The organism is Eudoraea chungangensis (assembly GCF_029360665.1).
Classification (GTDB): domain Bacteria; phylum Bacteroidota; class Bacteroidia; order Flavobacteriales; family Flavobacteriaceae; genus Eudoraea; species Eudoraea chungangensis.
Genome location: NZ_JARDUB010000003.1, coordinates 263,511 through 281,059, shown reverse-complemented (window position 1 = coordinate 281,059; position 17,549 = coordinate 263,511). Strand labels below are relative to the sequence as shown.

Sequence of the window (17,549 nt, the reverse complement as noted above, 5' to 3'; positions counted from 1 at the left end):
ATTATTTTTCTTCTTTTTTTGCTAAATTTTCGAGTATAAAAATAAGTGAAAATCCGACTAGCCCTAATAAGACTGCATAGAGCAACTGCGGATCTCCTTCAAAGTTGGAAGGCAAAATATTTGCTTCCTTTACCGGGATTATCTTATCACCAAAATTTTTAAAGAGTAATACTTTTTTCCAAGGCCAGATTTTATTTAAAGACCCTAAAATAAACCCTGTAAGCAGTGCTAGGGTGGTATTTTTATAGCGGTTAAACATCCATTTAAGTAGTCTTGCAAAACTAAGAAGACCTACTACGGCTCCAACGCCCACAGTGGATATAATTAAAAAATCTTTTTCATGAACGGCGTCTAAAATGGTTTTATAAGAACCTAATAATACCAAAATAAACGCTCCGGAAATACCGGGCAAAATCATGGCACATACAGCTAAAGCTCCTGAGAGAAACAGATATGGAAGGCTATCGGAATTATCAGAAACCGGAAGTGTTGTAATATAAAATGCTAGTAATGCACCAAGGATAAAAACGGTAATAGTATTTAATTGCCATTTATCTATTGCCCTTGCAACAAAAATCACACTAGCTAATACCAACCCAAAAAAGAAGGCCCACAAGAGAATAGGTTGGTTGGTTAAAAGCCAACTTAATACTTTGGCTAATGAAAAAATACTAATTCCAATTCCAACAAAAAGAGATAAAAGAAAGTTTCCGTTTACTTGCTTCCAAACCGTTCTAAAACCTTCTTTTTTCCAAACACTTAGTAAAGAAAAGTTTAAGGCATTAATAGAATTTAGTAACTCTTCGTATATACCGGATATAAAGGCAATGGTACCTCCTGATACACCGGGAACAACATCGGCGGCTCCCATAGCCATACCCTTAAGAGCTATAATGAGGTAGTTAAGTAGATTGCGCTGACCCATTTTAAAAATAAAAAAACAAAAGTAGTTCTTTTATTTTGAAGCCTTTTTAATATCGGCTATAATGTTTTGGGTCCATATAGACTGGTAAAATTCTGGATATGCCTGTTCGAAACAACTCAGTTGTTCTATGTTTATTCGGAGGGCATTGGTAAGGCTATTTCTTGCTTGTTCCGAGTCACTAAGCATAAGATAAAGCCCTGCAAGTGTGTATTCAATTATGGCTTCTTCAGGATAGAATTCAAGTCCTTGTGATAATATTTGAATGGCTGAAGGAATATCTTCGTTCTGGGTCACAACTCCTGCCCATTGAATCCAAGTGTCTAGCTCATAATTTCCCAAGTCTACTGCTTGTTTAAAAGAAAAATCGGCTTCATCAAAGTTCTTTAAAGAAGTATGAATCTTGGCGCATTTTTTCCAGTATAAAGCATTTTCTCCGTCGATATTTATTGCTTTGTTTATATAAAATAGTGCTTTATCAAATTTTTCTTTGCGATAGTAAAAATCTGTTATTGCTAACCAGCCTTTGTCTAATAGTGGATCTTCGTGAACTGTCTGATAAAAGTAAAACTTAGCAAGATCATCATTTTGAAGTTTTTCATGGCATTTTCCAATACGTAAATACGCATGAGAAGTTGGGTCTTCAATTTTTATTGTGGTCTCATAATTGTCTATAGCCTCATTGTGTTTCCCCATTTTTTCAAGGACCTTGCCTTTTTCAAAATACGCCCCAATAAAAGAGTCATCTGCTATAATTGCAAAATCAAAAGCCGCGAGGGCTTCAGGCAACATTTCTAGGAAAACATATTGTTTCCCTAATTGATGCCAGGCAACCTGGGAATATGGGTTTCTCTCTAAAAAATCATTTAGAAATGAAATAGCTCCTTCGTGATCCTCCAAAAATTCAAAGCAGTAGACCACATTATATAAGGAAGAGTAATCCCTTTCATCAAAAGAAACACATCGGATAAAATTCTGTTTTGCTTTTTCAAAATTATCCATGAATAAGTACTCCATGCCCAAGAGAGAATAGATGTCTAAATTGTCCTCTGTAAGGTTTAGAGCTTTTTGAAGCATATCGACGGCCGCTTCGTGATTATCTTTCTTTGAATAGATGTTAGCACGTTGAATATAGATTTCTTCGTTGGTACTATCCATTATTTGAAGATCATCCAAGAGTTTTTCAGCTACATCTAGCTGGTTCTCAAATACAAGGACTTCAATATCTAATAATTTTAAGTCTAAAACGTCTGGATGTTGCCGTAACCCTATTGAAATAGCCTTCTTTGCCAAAGAAATCTTACCATTATTTAGATAATAATGAATAATATCTTGAAAATCTTCTGAATCAAAAAAATAGACATCATCTGTCTTAAGCATTGATTCAAATTTGATTACTGGTTGACTTGGTTTCTCGTTAGGATCTAACGCCATAAGAGCGATATTGATTTTTCTATGGAATTAAAAATAGTTTTTTGAAACAGTTTTTAATTCGTGATGGGGTCTTTATTATTAACAAAATAGTTAACAAATTATTGCTAAACAGAGTTTAGGGCTTCTAGGATTATGTCACAACCCAAATGTATTTCCTTATTACTAATGGTAAGCGGAGGGGTTATACGAACCGCCTTTTTTTCAAAAAGCAGCCAAAATAGAATTAATTTTTTTTTGGCACAATATTTTATGACACTATTAACCACTTCTTCATCTTCCAAGATTAAAGCAAGCATTAAACCTTTACCTCTAATTTCCTTTATTTTAGAATGTTTAAGTCTATTTCGTATTAGTTTCTCTTTGGCTAGAGCATCTTTTATATAGGATCCCTTTAATAACTCTTTTAGGGTGGCCAAAGCTGCGGCGGCAATTAGCGGGTTACCTCCAAAGGTTGTAATATGTCCTAAACTCGGGGAATCTTTAAGGCTATGCATTATTTCAACCGAAGAGGTGAATGCTCCGACAGGTAAGCCAGATGCCATCCCCTTACCAATAACCAGTATATCGGGCACCACCTTAAAATGCTCAAAGGCGAACATTTTCCCTGTTCTGCCAAAACCAGGTTGAATTTCATCCAAAATTAGTAATGCCCCGGTCTCAATACACCTTTGTTTTACTTTTTTTAGGAAGTCAATCTCGGGTATAATAAATCCTGCTCCCCCTTGGATTGTCTCTAATATAACAGCGGCAGTATGCTCTGAAATTAAGGATATATCTTCTTCTGAATTAAATTCAAGGTGTTTAACGCTTGGAATCAAAGGTTTAAAGGGTTTTTTGCGTTCTTCAAAATCCATTAAACTAAGACTTCCCATGGTATTGCCATGATAGGCGTTTTTTGCGGCAATTAATTCAGAACGACCTGTAAATCTTCGTGCTAGTTTTATCGCACCTTCCATAGCTTCTGTGCCTGAATTTACCAAATAGGTGTTTTCTAAGGGTGCTGGCAGTATTGAGGCTAAAAGTTTGGCGTATTCTAGGGCAGGCCAACAAATAAACTCCCCATATACCATGACATGCATGTAGGTGTTCGCCTGATTTGTAATTGCTTCTACGATGCCTGGATGGCAATGTCCTAGTGTGCAGGCAGATACTCCTGCAATAAAATCTAAATGTGCCAGACCTTGTTTATCAAAAATATAACTGCCTTTCGCATGAGAAATTTCCAGTGCTAGAGGATGGGGCGTGGTCTGTGCCTGATATTTATAAAAATCTTCCATCGTCCGAGCTAAGGTGTCTTTTTTCGAATTTCTGGCTTCTTTACCTCTGTTGCCTTTGCATTTTTAGTAGTCGAATTTATTGGTCCGGGCTCTTCAGGAGTTGTATCTTGGACTTCTTCAGAATCCATAGGTAAGTCAATTCCATTGATTTTGACGAGTTGTATGTTATTGTCGTCTTCGTCAAAAATATCTTCTTTTTTTCGAATTCTTTCTTCTCCTCTCCAGATAAATCCTTTGAGTTTTCGGCTACTTTTTGGAAGGTCTTTTTCTGGGAAAATATCACCATCCGGTTCCGTGTAGAAGGTAATGTCTTCAATATCATTTTCGGCCATAAGTAGGCGGATCGAGCTGCAAATTGTTTTGTTAATTCCTAAGAGTTCATCATCGTCATTATACATGTAATAGATGACCTCCGTATTCTTCACTAAATCAATTATCTTTAATTCATTTTCAATAAATTTTCCAAATAGATCTTTCCCTTTTGCCTGATTAAAACCAGTTTTTCCGATAGTATCTTGGGAGATAATAAAGGCATTGTTGATTACTTTTAAAGAATCAAGTTTTTCTGTTTCTAAGTCGGATATTAAATGGATACTGTCTCCTGTCATTTGATTTTCTAAATTCCATAAAATGGGATCTGTAATCAATTGTGTTATCCCTGTTGTCTGGTCAAAATGAATAGAATCACATTTTCCGCTTAAATCGGTCTTATAAAACTTTGCGTTTCGAAAGGCTCGTAAAATACGTTGTTCGGGTTTTCCCGTAAGCATAAGCGTATCCCCATGCATATAGAGGGAGTCCTGTTCTACCAAACTGATGGAGACTGCCCTCTTAGTTGCGAAGAGAGAATCTTTGGCCTTAAATACTTCTGCATAATGTGCTCGTATAATTCCATTATTTATGGTGTCTGTGACCGTGATATTATTGGTTGCCGATGCAAATTCGGTGGCCTTGTCAAAATAAACACTATCTCCTTCAATTATTCTATTATTATAATCAATCCTAGTGTTTTTAATGCCATAACCACTTTCAATAGTTGTGTCATAAAAACCGCGCTCGCAATAAATTTTGTAGGTTTTTCCGGTAATTGTGGAAGGCCCATACATATAGGCATTTCTAGAAGAAGTGTAATAATCTAATTGCTCAGATTCAATAGTGTATTCCGGGTTTTTAATATAGACATCATTAATAAATTGATACTTTTTTGGAATCATATAATACCGGCCAATAGTGCTGGTTAGAGTATTAGCCGTGTCAACGATTGTCCCTGAGCTATTGTAATAAGACTCCTGCTTTTCACGATTAAAATATAAAGTATCTGTGCGAAGGGTCATGTCCGAATTATTTAAGACCACGTTTTCCCAGGCCTTCGCTAATTTAGTATTCCCATCGTAGTTAATTTTACCACTGGTCATCTGTATAGAATCTCCTTGGTTTAAACGGATATTTCCTATAGCTTTTAGTCTGTTTTCCTTTTGATAAAAAATAGCAATATCACACCATAGATCCGCTCCTTGGTGCTCAAATTGAACTTGTTTGTCGTCCTTACTAAAAATAGAGGCTCCGGGAAATTGGACTTCATCTTTAGTGAAATTAGCCCCATAAACAATGTTTATTTGTCGTTCCTGATCATTGGCGTCTTGTGCGCTTAATTCCACGAGAACAAGTATAAAAATTACCAATTGAAGTCGTTTCATGACGGCCTTAAATTTTATTCAAAAATAGGATAATTTGTAAGCCCTGCATAGTTATTGGCTTGCTTTTGGGAATTATTGCCTATATGTTTTTAGGCAACAACCAACTTAGTTAAGCTTAGCAAGGGATTTTTTATTTAGGCAGCCTAAAACCAGCTTATACCCATGACACTTTTTATACACGAGTTAATTTAATGGGGAATGTCTTGCCAGAGTTCCATTGGGGTACATAAAGACTATGGTCATTGTCTACCAATACATCATGAGGATTCAAAAAAGTCTTACCGTCGTATATTGGTTTTTTAAGAATACCATTCTCATATTTAGGTGCGGTACCACCGGGAAAAGAAATTACTTTATTGTTTTTATCCAAAACGGCCAGCATACCATCATAGCTTTCCCAACTATTCGTAATAATTACGGCAAAATATAAATATTCTCCATCTAAGACAGGTCTGCAAACCGAACAGCCTGGAAGTGAGATAGATTCTATGAATTCCCCTTCTAGGGTAAATCTTTTAAATTCTTGTGTGGCCCTGGAGGTAATAAGAAGGGTAGGAGAGTTGGGAACTCTCGTATCTAGCGTAATGCCATGGCAACAATCAAATTTCGAATCTCCTTTACCTTTGCCGCCAAAATGTCTAATATACTCCCCTTTAGAACTGTATTGTACAATAAAATTCTCCCCATATCCGTCCGCAATATAAATGTCCCCCTTAGGTCCAATAGCAGTTTCTGTAGGTTTATAAAGCTTTTCTGAATTGTAATGAGAGAATTCTTTAGGCGTGTCTAGGGTAAGAAGTATATCTCCCTTCAAAGTTGTTTTATATACCCTGCCAGCGTCTGGGTCGGTTATAAATAAAAACTCTTCTGTGCCTTCTTGTGATAAGGTTAAGCCGTGCGCTCCATTAAAGTTTTTACCCCAAGAGTTTAACACCTTTCCACTCCGATCATAGACTATTATATTGTTGTTGGTTTCTCCAGTTGTGGTCATGTAAATTAAACCCTTTTTATCTAAAACCATCTCGTGGCAGTCATTTACTGGTGTTTTGGAAGGATCTTGCAGGGCCCATGACTTATCTACCTTGTAGGTAAAATCACCATGACCCACTAAGTCACCATCATTATAAATTTGAGGGTGCCTTTTCGAAAATGCTATTTGGGGTAAAACAATTGATCCAAGGCCTAAACTCAAGGAGTCTTTTAAGAATTTTCTTCTTTTAAAATATTCAGGTTCCATAAAGAATTCTTTAGTATGCCCTAGGGGAGGGAGGCGAATAAATACCTTTAAAGATAAGAATTTAAAGGCTCTAAAAAGAGATTCTTTTAAAAGAGAAAATGTTTACAAAAAGCTTTTTATCTTAAAATAGTTTGCTTTCTGTCGGGTCCTACGGAAACTATCTTAATGGGTACTTCTAATTCTTCCTCAAGAAAAGAGATATAATCCATTAGAGTATCCGGTAACTGGGTTTTATCTGTCATAGTGGTTAAGTCCTGAGACCAACCCTTTAGTTCTTTGTAAATCGGTTTAACGTTTTCTGCTTCAATATTAAAAGGCAAATGAGTTACTTCATCTCCTTTATAATCGTAGGCCGTACATACTTTTAAGCTGTCAAAACCACTTAATACATCTGCCTTCATCATCATTAATTGGGTAACTCCGTTTATTCTTACCGCATATTTCAAAGCTACAAGGTCTAGCCATCCGCAACGTCTTGGTCTTCCCGTGGTTGCGCCAAATTCATTCCCAACTTTTCCCATTCTGGCACCTACTTTGTCAAAAAGTTCTGTAGGGAATGGACCGCTGCCAACTCTGGTGGTATATGCTTTAAATATACCGTAGACTTCTCCAATCTGATTTGGCGGTATGCCTAATCCTGTGCATGCACCTGCAGCTGTTGTATTCGATGAGGTAACATAGGGATAGGTGCCAAAGTCTATATCCAACAGTGACCCCTGAGCTCCCTCTGCAAGTATTTTTTGATCTTTTTTCTGGGCTTGGTAAAGATATTCCTCACTATCGATAAATGTCAATTCCTTTAGTTCCTTGATAGCCTTAAAAAAGTCGTTCTCCAGTTCTTTTAAATCATATTCTATGGCAACGTCATAATAGTCGATCATTGCCTCGTGTTTGTTGGCTAGTGCCCGGTACTTTTCTTTCCAATTAGAGAGTTCCAAATCTCCAATGCGCATACCATTTCTGCCTGTTTTGTCCATATAAGTAGGGCCAATTCCTTTAAGCGTAGAGCCTATTTTGGCTTTTCCTTTGGAGGCTTCTGAGGCGGCGTCTAGCAAGCGATGTGTAGGTAGAATTAAATGCGCTTTTCTTGAAATAAGTAATTTGGATTTTATATCTAAATTAAACTTCTTAAGATTGTCTAATTCTTTTTTAAAGATAACAGGGTCTATGACAACTCCATTACCAACTACATTTGTTGCGCTATCGTGGAAAATACCTGAAGGAATGGTATGTAACACATGTTTTATTCCATCAAATTCTAAGGTATGCCCTGCGTTGGGGCCACCTTGAAATCTGGCTATAATATTGTAGTCTTTGGTAAGTACATCAACAATTTTTCCTTTTCCTTCGTCTCCCCATTGAAGACCCAGTAGCAAATCTACGGCCATTAAATATCGTATTGGTTAATTAGTATTATTTTCTTTCGTATTTCTTGTACCATAGAAGTACAAAGAGTGGTTATTGATTTTTATATCAAATATCTCTTCAATGGTTTGTTTTATAGATTGAATTCGCGGATCACAAAATTCTACAACTTCACCAGTATCTGTGAGAATTACATGGTCGTGCTGCCTGTCAAAATAGGACTTTTCGTATTGGGCCTGGTTTTTACCAAACTGATGTTTGCGAACCAGTTTGCACTCCATCAACAATTCAATGGTGTTATAGAGGGTAGCTCTACTAACCCTATAATTTTTGTTTTTCATATTGATATACAAAGATTCTATATCAAAATGATCGTCGCTTTCATAAATTTCCTGCAGAATAGCATAGCGCTCAGGAGTGCGTCTATGACCTTTTTCTTCTAAAAAAGCTGTGAATACGTTTTTTACTGTTTCCTGGTCCTGTGTGGTCCCCATAATGTCTACATCATCTTTAGGGCAAATGTACATTTAAAATGCGAATTTTAATCCTCTAAAAAGGAAGATTAAGCGAAGCCTTAAACTCCATGTCTTATGCCCGAGTTACTTTTTCTATACCTCCTATTTGTTTAAGGTTGTTAATAAGTTTTTTCAAAATGGATTTGTTCTTTACAACCACTGTAATTTTTCCGGTAAAAGTACCCCCATCCGTACTGAAATTTAGATTACGAATGTTTACATGCATGTTATCGGAAATTACCTTGGTGATTTCGTTTACCAGACCAATATTATCGATGCCAGTTAGTCTGATTTCGGATAAAAACTCTTCCTGACTGGAATCTATCCATTTTGCACTTATAATTCTATAGGCATAATTAGATTGCAAAGCGATAGCATTGGGGCAATTCTTCTTGTGTACTTTAATACCTTCATTTACACTGACAAAACCAAATACTTCATCACCTGGAATAGGACTACAGCATTTAGAAAGTGTATAGCTTAACTTTTCTTCTTCTTTGCCAAACACCAATAAGTCGTACTTCGAAGTGATTTCATCTTTGTTGATATCTTCAGGGACAGGCTTTCTTCTAATTTTGTTTTTGAAAAAACTAATAAAGGCATTGTTGTAAGAGGAAGCAAAGTCCTTAATCATTTGATTGTCTATGGCCCCAACTCCGACCCTGTAAAACAAATCTAAACTGGTGTTAAGCTTAAAGTAGACTACCATTTTGTTTATGGCATCCTCATTTAAATTTATTTTTTGGGATTTTAATTTTCTTCTTAATATGTCTTTCCCTTCTGCAGCTACTTCTTTCTGCTCATCCCGAAGAGATGATCTTATTTTAGATCGTGCTCTGGCCGTAGTGGCGTAGTCTAGCCAATTTTGATTTGGCTTAGCCTTTTCTGAAGTAATAATCTCTACCTGGTCTCCGCTTTTTAAGGAGGTGTTTAAGGGAACTAACTTACCATTAACCTTGGCCCCCCTTGTTTTCATACCAACTTCTGTATGAATATTGAAAGCAAAATCTAAGGGCGTAGCATCTTTTGGTAAGGATTTTAGCTCGCCTTGAGGGGTGAAAACAAATATTTCTTTGGAATACAGATTTAATTTAAACTCTTCAACAAAATCAACGGCACTTCCATTAGAAGTCTCTAGAGCCTCTTGTAATTTGTTTAGCCATATTTCAATACCCTGTTCTTTCTGATCGCCGTGCTTGTACTTAAAATGAGCAGCATATCCCTTTTCTGCAATTTCATGCATTCTTTCACTGCGTATCTGCACTTCTACCCATCTTCCTTCCGGACCCATTACTGTTATATGCAATGCTTCATACCCCGTCGATTTAGGAGACGAAATCCAATCGCGAAGACGTATAGGGTTAGGTGTAAAATGGTCGGTTACAATAGAGTATATTTTCCAAGCCAGAAATTTTTCATTTTGTTTATCGGATTTATAAATAATCCTTATCGCAAATTTATCATAGATCTCATCAAAGGTGACATTCTGCGTGAGCATTTTTCTTCGGATAGAGTAGATAGACTTCATCCTTCCTTTGATGTCGTATTCTAATCCTTCTTTATCTAAAGAGTCTCGAATAACTTTAGAAAACTGATCTATATAATCTAGTTGTTCCTCTTTGGTTTTCTCAATTTTCTCTTGAATGTCCTTATATACCTCCGGTTCTGTGTACTTTAGACTTAAGTCTTCTAGCTCGGTTTTAATATTGTAAAGCCCTATTCTATGTGCTAAAGGGGCGTAGATATATAAGGTCTCAGAAGCCATCTTAACCTGCTTGTGCTCTGGCATGGCGTCCATGGTAAGCATATTGTGGTATCGATCTGCTATTTTTATTATAATGACTCTGACATCATCGTGAAGCGTGAGAAGCATTTTTCTGAAGTTCTCGGCCTGCTGCGAGATATTCATGTCCTTTTTAAGATGGGCTATTTTAGTCAGGCCGTCTACGATACGAGCGATAGTTTCCCCAAACATACGTTCAATATCATCTAAGGTATATTCGGTATCCTCCACCACGTCATGTAGTAAAGCCGCGGCAATAGAAACCGCATCCAAGCCAATTTCCGAGGCAACTATTTTAGCTACCGCAATAGGATGAAAAATATAGGCTTCACCCGACTTTCTCCTCTGGTTTTTATGTGCGTCTACCGCAACGTCAAAAGCAGACCTTATCAGTTTTTTGTCTTGAGCGCTTAAAGTTTGATAGCTAATGCGCAGAAGTTCCTTATACTGTTTGGCGATTTCCTTGTTTTCCTTCTCTAAAACTGTATCTACCCCCATATATTAAAAATACCACATTCTTTTGTAGTTACCAACAAAAATCATGCCTTAAGATTCCTGATTCTTTGAATTAAAGGAGGGTGTGAGTAGTGTAAAAACACATAGGCAGGATGTGGACTAAGATTGCTGAGGCTGTTCTTGGAGAGCTTCTTCAGAGAGCTAATTAAATAGCTGCTATGGTAGGTGTTTTTGGCATAGTCATCTGCCTGAAATTCAAACTTCCTAGACAAGATATTCATTGCCAAACCACTGACTTCTGAAATAGGGCTATATAAAATGCCAAAGCAAATTAAGGCTGCGTGAAAGCTTGGGTTGCTTACTCCAATGGCATAGGAAAAAGCAGGATTTGAAATAAAAAGAGATAGCAGGTAGAGCGTAATAGCTGTTAGAAGTAGGGAAAGTACTAAGTTAATAATGATATGATGTTTTTTATAATGCCCTACCTCATGTGCCAGAACAGCTACAATTTCTTCTTGTTCCAAGTCGTTTATGAGGGTGTCGAACAGGGTAACTCGTTTCTCTTTACCAAAGCCCGAAAAATAGGCATTGGCTTTTGTACTTCTTTTAGAGCCGTCTAATACAAATACCTGTCTAAGACTAAAACCTACATTTGCGGCATAGGCGCTTATTTTATCCTTGAGCTCTCCATCTTCTAACGGACTCTGTTTATTAAAAAGTGGAACAATTAATCTGCTGTAAAAGAGATTCATGCTTATTGTAAACAAGGCAATAATTCCAAGCGCATAGAGCCAAAATGCGGCCCCACTCCATTCATAAAACCAAACTATGGCAGATAATAAGATGCCACCCAATAGCACCAGCATCATCCATCCTTTAAGTTTATCCAAAATAAAGAGTCTGACGGTACTTTTATTGAAGCCAAACTTTTCTTCAATAACAAAGGTTTGATAATAGGAGAATGGTAAAGATAACAAGTCTGAACCTATAGCAATTATGCCAAAAAACAACAGAGTCATAAGAATAGAATTGTCTGTAACAGACCTAACTATTTGATCTACCCATTCAAAACCACCAAAACTTAAAAAACCCAACATTAATCCCAGGGAAAAGATAGATGTAAGTAATCCAAATTTGTAATTGTACATTTTATATTCCTGCGATTTTAGGTATTCTTCTTGGTCAAAAACATCTTGTAATTCTGGAGGTATGGCGTCATTGAACCTACGAAAATTTAGAAAATCCAAAACCGTTTCAATTAAAAATTGAAGTAGTATTATGCCAATGATAAGGTAAAATAGATTCGTACTATCCATAGGTGGGTGGTTAAAGATTTTTGGTTATGTAGATCGACAAAGTAGCTTGGGCCTTAGATTAAAAGTCTCTTATTTATTCGAAAATAATCCTCTTTGTCTTTTTGCTTCAAATATAATAATTGCCGCGGAGACCGAGACATTCATTGAATCAATTTCCCCTTCCATCGGAATAATAATATTCTGTTGAGAGGCCATAAGAAATTCCTGTGTTAGTCCTTTTGCTTCAGTACCTACTGCAATTGCCCCTCCTTCAGAAAAATCTACCTTGTCGTAGTGGGTAGATGCGGTTAAGGCCGCAGCAAAAAGAGGAATATTACGATCCTTTAAAAAGTGCAGGATTTCTTTTGAACTTCCAATGGCGATAGGAACAGTGAAAACACAGCCAACGCTAGAACGAATAACATTAGGGTTATATAGATCTCCTGCATAATCAGCAATTAAAACCGCATCAAGTTTGGCGGCATCAGCAGTTCTTAACAGAGCCCCTATATTACCTGGTTTTTCGGGAGCTTCAGCAACGAGTATTAAAGGGGTTTTGCGCCGTACCAATAAAGATTTTAGCGAATGTTCCTTGCTTTCTACAATTGCAATTACACCCTCAGTGGTTTTTCTTACTACTAACTTTTTATATACCTCTAATGAAATTTCGATTATCTCTGGCCTTTGGGATCCAATTTTAATTAGTGCGAGAGTTTCGGAATCCGTAATAATCTCTGGACAGTAAAATAGGGTGTCTATGCTATATCCTTTTTTTAAGGCAAGTTCCAGTTCTCGTTTTCCTTCTAGAACAAATAAACCTAGTTTTTTTCTATCTCTGGCTTTCTCTCTAAGCGTAAGATATTTTTTGATGGTAGGATTGTGTATACTTGTAACTCTTTTTACCCCTGTCATAAAATAGTTTTAGCAAAGATGTAAACTTTCCATGGTAAAATCGACCAAGACATTCTTAATCTTAAAATAATAAAAATGAACCGATTTTTAGTCTTATTTCTGCTTTCTGTTCTTATCTCTTGTAAAGATAAGTCTAATACAGCTGTAAATTTAAAAGAATCTCAAGAGGCCTCATCCGAATTGGAACAGGCTACCTTTCCAAGTGCCTTAGACAGTGTTCTTTTAGCGCATGGGGGTATCGAAAGTTGGAAAAACCAGCACACTTTGCAGTTCGTTCTTAAAAAGGGCGAGTTGACGGAAAGACATACAATAGACTTAAAGTCTAGGAAGGATAAAATAGAGTTTAATGATTATTCCATGGGGTTTGACGGTGAAGAGGTATGGTTATTAGACCCTAAAAACGCATACACAGGGGATGCCGTATTTTATCATAACCTTATGTTCTACTTCTATGCCATGCCCTTTGTTTTAGCTGATCCGGGTATTGTATATGAAGAAACAGTGCCTCTTATTTTTGAAGATAAATCGTATCCTGGAATACAAATTGGTTACGAAACAGGCGTGGGAACATCTCCAAAAGACCAGTATTTTGTTCACTATGATCCTGTTACCTACGAAATGAAATGGTTGGGTTACACCGTAACTTACCGAACTGGAGAAAAATCAGACAATATAAAATGGATACGCTATAATGACTGGAGAACTATTGATGGAATTTTGCTTCCATCAAGCTTAAGTTGGTATGCCTATGAGGGTAGAATTATTAAGGAAAAGAAAAGCACCAGAATATTTGAAAACGCCGAGCTATCAACTAAAAGTAAAACTAAGGGTTTTTATGATAAACCCTCTGACGCAGCAATAGTAAAAAAGTCTTAGTGTACTGTTCTTTTTATTAGCTTTTAAATTCAATTGGATATTTTAAGTGATATGCCACGAGGTAGGTGACAATTTTGTAATAGCTTTTTATACCATCTTTTTGATTATTGGCTTTTAGGAAAGTATTAAAAACATTTTTAAAAACAGGCTCCAATGGATTATCATAGGCTTTCCAAAAGGTGTAGTAAGCATCAAAATTTTTCTTCACGCCTAGATTAAAAGTTGCATATAGGGTTGCGGCCTTGGTTTTGTCACGACGTTTAATTTCACTGAGACAGTAACTGGCTGCATAGGCGTAAGCGGCATATTTGAAATAGATATTATCATTATTGGAGGTTACTAGATATCCAATGAAATTCACTTCATTTTCTGCAGAATAGCCTATTTGATGTCCAATTTCATGACCAGCAATTATGGGAAACCTAAAGCTCGGTACCTTAGCATTAACTTGCGCCTCATTTGTAAAAGGGTTTAAATACCCTCCATAGCCCATATAACTCAACATTGTACTTAATAAGGAGTTTTTTATACTGGGCTTTTTATAGGCAAATTGAGGAAGCTTTTGTTCCAATTTTTGATATCCATCGATGGTAAGGTCAAAGAACTCTTTATGCGTATAAGGTATGTTTATTTTTTCCGTAGAATCCTTACTGATTTCAAATTGTAATTGGTTGGTTTTTTTAATTAAGGACTTCGTAATTTCCTCAAGTTCAGAGAAGGAATAGGTCTCCTTGAGTTCTAAAGACTTAGCCAATGGAACCCTGTAGTAATTAAGTCCCCATGTTAAATGAAAAGTGAAGTATGCTACCGAGAGAACCATTACGAAGTCTCGAAAGAAGACTTTCGGTTTATCCTTTATTTTTTTCCAATTTAAAATTACATATCGAACGCTAAGTATAAAGAGCAAACAATAGATTAGATCTCCAAAAGAAATAGATGACCAACCTAATAGGCTTCTAAAGAACTGCGAAATAAGTTGGTAAAAACCTTGGCTATAATATGCATCTACAAATTCAGGGTAATGACCAATCCATTTTACAAGTAGAATTTGAGGCAATAGTGCTATGGCAATCCAATTTTTAAATCTGTTCTTCATGCACTCAAAAATACTATTTATCTAGCTAGGTTTAATTTCAATATGTATTTTTGACGTTTTAATAATATTATGAACAAGGAAATATTAGAATTAGAACCCAAGGTAGTTTGGAAAAATTTTTCCAAATTGAATGCAGTGCCTAGACCTTCTAAAAGAGAAGAAAGAGTGATTCAGTTTGCTATGGATTTTGGCAAGTCTTTGGGTTTAGAAACTTTTAAAGACGAGGTAGGGAATGTGATTATTCGCAAGCCTGCAACCACGGGGATGGAAAATCGCAAGATGATTACCTTACAGTCCCATTTAGATATGGTTCATCAGAAAAATAATGACACAGTTTTCGACTTTGAGACGCAGGGTATAGCGATGTTGGCCGAAGATGATTGGGTAAAGGCTAAGGGAACAACTCTGGGTGCCGACAATGGTATGGGAGTTGCGGCAATCCTAAGTCTTCTCGAGAGCACTAGTATTCCACATCCACCTTTAGAGGCATTATTTACTATCGATGAAGAGACTGGAATGACGGGAGCCCAGGGTTTAAAGCCCGGTGTTCTGCAGGGAGAAATTCTCTTAAATTTAGACACAGAGGAGGATGATGAAATTGATATAGGTTGCGCCGGGGGAATAGACATTACAGCGTCTCGTACCTATCCGCAAATTTCCACACCAACAAATTCTAGTGCTTATAAAGTAATTGTTAAGGGTTTGCAAGGCGGGCATAGCGGAATGGATATTCATAAAGGCCTTGGAAATGCCAATAAAATCATGAATCGATTATTACTGGGCTCTGTCAATAGTCATAATATAGGTATTGCCAAAATTGATGGCGGAAGTCTTAGAAATGCTATACCAAGAGAGAGTGTCTCCATTATTGTAGTTTCGGAAGAAAACGAAACCGCTTTTGTCAGAGACTTTGAAGCCTTGGCAATTGAAATAAAAAGGGAGTTTGCCATTGTTGAAAAACAAATGCAATTAGAATTAGAAGTTGTTGCACTACCCGAAGCAATTATGGACCCTTTAATACAGAATAAAGTATTAAGGGCCATATATGCAGCACATAATGGTGTCTATTTAATGAGTACGGCCATTCCCGATTTGGTGGCTACATCTAACAATATAGCACGAGTTCGAATAGGTGATGGAAATATCCATATTGGGTGCTTAACCAGATCCTCCATAGAGTCTTCCAAAAATGATTTGGCTACTTCTTTACAAAGTGTTTTTGAATTGGCAGGCTGCGAAATTCGTCTCTCGGGAGAATATCCCGGGTGGCAACCAAATCCAAAATCACCAATTTTAAAAATACTTAAAGAACAATACACTAGTCTGTTTAATGAAAAGCCAAAGGTGGTTGCCTGCCATGCTGGCTTAGAGTGTGGTATTCTAGGGCAACATTATCCAAACCTGGATATGATAAGTTTTGGACCTACGATAAAAGGGGCACATTCTCCGGATGAAAGAGTATCTATTTCCTCCGTACAGAAATTTTGGAAATACCTTTTGGAAATTCTAAAAAATACACCATAAAAAAATCCCGATATTTCTATCGGGATTTTTTTTATTCTGTTATTCCGACAATTTCAAGGTCGAAAACTAATTCAGCGTTTGGCGGTATAGGACCTCCGCCTTGAGGCCCATATCCAAGATGGGGGGGGATAAAAACTCTAATTTTATCACCGACCTTCATACTAAGTAGACCTTCTTTGAATCCAGCAATTAATTGAGATTCCGGGCTGTAATCCATGGGGATGGCCTCATAACCTTTACCCGCTTTTCTTCTGGCATCGAATTTGCCAAATTTAAGCGCTACTTCTTCATAATTACTGTCGAACAAGGTGCCGTCTGTTAGCCATCCTGCATAATTAACCAAAACTTTTTCACCAATACTTGGCTTCTTACCTTGTCCTTCTTGAAGCGTAAAAATTCGAAGTCCTGAAGGAAGTTCTGTGGCGTTGGCTTTTTGCTCAGAAATTTCTGTAACAAAATCTATTCTAACTTTTCTTTCTGCTGCTACTAAAGCCTCTTCTTCGGCAAAATAATCGGTCATTACTTTAACTGCATCGAAGTTTTTAGCCTCTTTTCCATTTCGTATAATAACCATAGAATTCATAACAACGTCTTCCATAGGTTTGTCTTTTCTATTAGGCTCCTGAAAAGTTTTAACATTGGCTATTGAATCTACTACATCTAAACCCTTAACTACTTCCCCAAAAACAGTATGTCTTCCATTTAAGAAGGGTGTTTCTTTATGCGTTATAAAAAACTGACTTCCATTAGTTTTGGGCCCGGCATTGGCCATAGACAAGATACCGGCTTTATCATGTACCAAAGAATCGTTAAACTCATCTTTAAATCTATATCCTGGATTCCCTTGGCCTGTACCCGTCGGATCTCCACCCTGAATCATAAAGTCTTTTATAACACGGTGAAAAATTATTCCATCGTAATACTTACGTTCTTTGTATTGCTCGCTTACGAAAGGATTATTACCTTCAGCCAAAGAGACAAAATTTGCTACCGTTACCGGAGTCTTGTCCATTTCAAGTTTAACGATGATATCGCCTTTATTTGTATTAATATCCGCAAACAAACCATCGCCTAAATCTTTAAATTTACTGGAGGTGCAGCTTCCAAATAAAATAAGTGCAAGTACTATTACAACATTTAGTTTTCTCATTTTTTCTATT

At 36.8% G+C, this 17,549-nt stretch carries 14 protein-coding genes; 2 read left to right on the top strand and 12 right to left on the bottom strand.

The genetic code is table 11. The features are described from left to right. Nucleotide 1: 1 nt before the first annotated feature. The 10 genes from PXG98_RS08035 to PXG98_RS07990 all read right to left on the bottom strand — a co-directional run bounded on the left by PXG98_RS08035 (nt 2) and on the right by PXG98_RS07990 (nt 12,893). Nucleotides 2–925 carry a polyprenyl-phosphate transporter gene (locus tag PXG98_RS08035; protein WP_276390175.1) on the bottom strand — a complete coding sequence of 308 codons (924 nt, stop codon included), beginning with the start codon at nt 923–925 and terminating at the stop codon, nt 2–4. 30 nt (nt 926–955) lie between these two features. Next, nucleotides 956–2,356, bottom strand: a complete 1,401-nt coding sequence (locus tag PXG98_RS08030; protein ID WP_276390174.1) for a tetratricopeptide repeat protein — start codon at nt 2,354–2,356, stop codon at nt 956–958. A gap of 104 nt (nt 2,357–2,460) precedes the next feature. Next, nucleotides 2,461–3,633 (bottom strand): aspartate aminotransferase family protein, encoded by a 1,173-nt coding sequence (locus PXG98_RS08025; protein ID WP_276390173.1) that lies wholly within the window; start codon nt 3,631–3,633, stop codon nt 2,461–2,463. Nucleotides 3,634–3,641: 8 nt separating this feature from the next. Continuing rightward, a complete protein-coding gene (locus PXG98_RS08020) occupies nt 3,642–5,330 on the bottom strand; it encodes an OstA-like protein (protein ID WP_276390172.1) in 1,689 nt (562 codons plus the stop codon). Nucleotides 5,331–5,502: 172 nt separating this feature from the next. Beyond that, a complete protein-coding gene (locus PXG98_RS08015) occupies nt 5,503–6,567 on the bottom strand; it encodes a 6-bladed beta-propeller (protein WP_276390171.1) in 1,065 nt (354 codons plus the stop codon). A 116-nt stretch (nt 6,568–6,683) separates the two neighbouring features. Further along, a complete protein-coding gene (locus tag PXG98_RS08010) occupies nt 6,684–7,955 on the bottom strand; it encodes an adenylosuccinate synthase (RefSeq protein WP_276390170.1) in 1,272 nt (423 codons plus the stop codon). A gap of 15 nt (nt 7,956–7,970) precedes the next feature. Continuing rightward, entirely contained in the window at nt 7,971–8,426 is a 456-nt protein-coding gene (locus PXG98_RS08005) for a Fur family transcriptional regulator (protein WP_276390774.1), read from the bottom strand. Nucleotides 8,427–8,520: 94 nt separating this feature from the next. After that, the gene (locus PXG98_RS08000; protein WP_276390168.1) at nt 8,521–10,728 is read right to left on the bottom strand and encodes a RelA/SpoT family protein; all 2,208 of its coding nucleotides are present in this window, start codon (nt 10,726–10,728) and stop codon (nt 8,521–8,523) included. A 41-nt stretch (nt 10,729–10,769) separates the two neighbouring features. Further along, nucleotides 10,770–12,002, bottom strand: coding sequence for a M48 family metallopeptidase (locus PXG98_RS07995; RefSeq protein ID WP_276390167.1), 1,233 nt, complete (start codon nt 12,000–12,002; stop codon nt 10,770–10,772). Between the two features lie 69 nt (nt 12,003–12,071). Further along, nucleotides 12,072–12,893: a TrmH family RNA methyltransferase gene (locus tag PXG98_RS07990; protein WP_276390166.1), complete on the bottom strand. Its 822-nt coding sequence runs from the start codon at nt 12,891–12,893 to the stop codon at nt 12,072–12,074. Nucleotides 12,894–12,968: 75 nt separating this feature from the next. Here PXG98_RS07990 and PXG98_RS07985 point away from each other — a divergent pair, with 75 nt between their 5' ends. Next, nucleotides 12,969–13,769, top strand: coding sequence for a DUF6503 family protein (locus PXG98_RS07985; protein ID WP_276390165.1), 801 nt, complete (start codon nt 12,969–12,971; stop codon nt 13,767–13,769). 16 nt (nt 13,770–13,785) lie between these two features. Here PXG98_RS07985 and PXG98_RS07980 read toward each other — a convergent pair whose 3' ends face one another. After that, the gene (locus PXG98_RS07980; RefSeq protein ID WP_276390164.1) at nt 13,786–14,865 is read right to left on the bottom strand and encodes a DUF3810 domain-containing protein; all 1,080 of its coding nucleotides are present in this window, start codon (nt 14,863–14,865) and stop codon (nt 13,786–13,788) included. 69 nt (nt 14,866–14,934) lie between these two features. Here PXG98_RS07980 and PXG98_RS07975 point away from each other — a divergent pair, with 69 nt between their 5' ends. Next, a complete protein-coding gene (locus PXG98_RS07975; protein ID WP_276390163.1) occupies nt 14,935–16,389 on the top strand; it encodes an aminoacyl-histidine dipeptidase in 1,455 nt (484 codons plus the stop codon). A gap of 31 nt (nt 16,390–16,420) precedes the next feature. Here the strand turns inward: PXG98_RS07975 and PXG98_RS07970 are convergent, their stop codons facing one another. Then, a complete protein-coding gene (locus PXG98_RS07970) occupies nt 16,421–17,539 on the bottom strand; it encodes a peptidylprolyl isomerase (RefSeq protein WP_276390162.1) in 1,119 nt (372 codons plus the stop codon). Between the last annotated feature and the right edge of the window lie 10 nt (nt 17,540–17,549).

Excerpts from the sequence above, each read along its gene's own strand:
- PXG98_RS08035 (WP_276390175.1), bottom strand. The coding sequence starts at position 925 with ATGGGTCAGCGCAATCTACTTAACTACCTCATTATAGCTCTTAAGGGT.
- PXG98_RS08030 (WP_276390174.1), bottom strand. The coding sequence starts at position 2,356 with ATGGCGTTAGATCCTAACGAGAAACCAAGTCAACCAGTAATCAAATTT.
- PXG98_RS08025 (WP_276390173.1), bottom strand. The coding sequence starts at position 3,633 with ATGGAAGATTTTTATAAATATCAGGCACAGACCACGCCCCATCCTCTA.
- PXG98_RS08020 (WP_276390172.1), bottom strand. The coding sequence starts at position 5,330 with ATGAAACGACTTCAATTGGTAATTTTTATACTTGTTCTCGTGGAATTA.
- PXG98_RS08015 (WP_276390171.1), bottom strand. The coding sequence starts at position 6,567 with ATGGAACCTGAATATTTTAAAAGAAGAAAATTCTTAAAAGACTCCTTG.
- PXG98_RS08010 (WP_276390170.1), bottom strand. The coding sequence starts at position 7,955 with ATGGCCGTAGATTTGCTACTGGGTCTTCAATGGGGAGACGAAGGAAAA.
- PXG98_RS08005 (WP_276390774.1), bottom strand. The coding sequence starts at position 8,426 with ATGGGGACCACACAGGACCAGGAAACAGTAAAAAACGTATTCACAGCT.
- PXG98_RS08000 (WP_276390168.1), bottom strand. The coding sequence starts at position 10,728 with ATGGGGGTAGATACAGTTTTAGAGAAGGAAAACAAGGAAATCGCCAAA.
- PXG98_RS07995 (WP_276390167.1), bottom strand. The coding sequence starts at position 12,002 with ATGGATAGTACGAATCTATTTTACCTTATCATTGGCATAATACTACTT.
- PXG98_RS07990 (WP_276390166.1), bottom strand. The coding sequence starts at position 12,893 with ATGACAGGGGTAAAAAGAGTTACAAGTATACACAATCCTACCATCAAA.
- PXG98_RS07985 (WP_276390165.1), top strand. The coding sequence starts at position 12,969 with ATGAACCGATTTTTAGTCTTATTTCTGCTTTCTGTTCTTATCTCTTGT.
- PXG98_RS07980 (WP_276390164.1), bottom strand. The coding sequence starts at position 14,865 with ATGAAGAACAGATTTAAAAATTGGATTGCCATAGCACTATTGCCTCAA.
- PXG98_RS07975 (WP_276390163.1), top strand. The coding sequence starts at position 14,935 with ATGAACAAGGAAATATTAGAATTAGAACCCAAGGTAGTTTGGAAAAAT.
- PXG98_RS07970 (WP_276390162.1), bottom strand. The coding sequence starts at position 17,539 with ATGAGAAAACTAAATGTTGTAATAGTACTTGCACTTATTTTATTTGGA.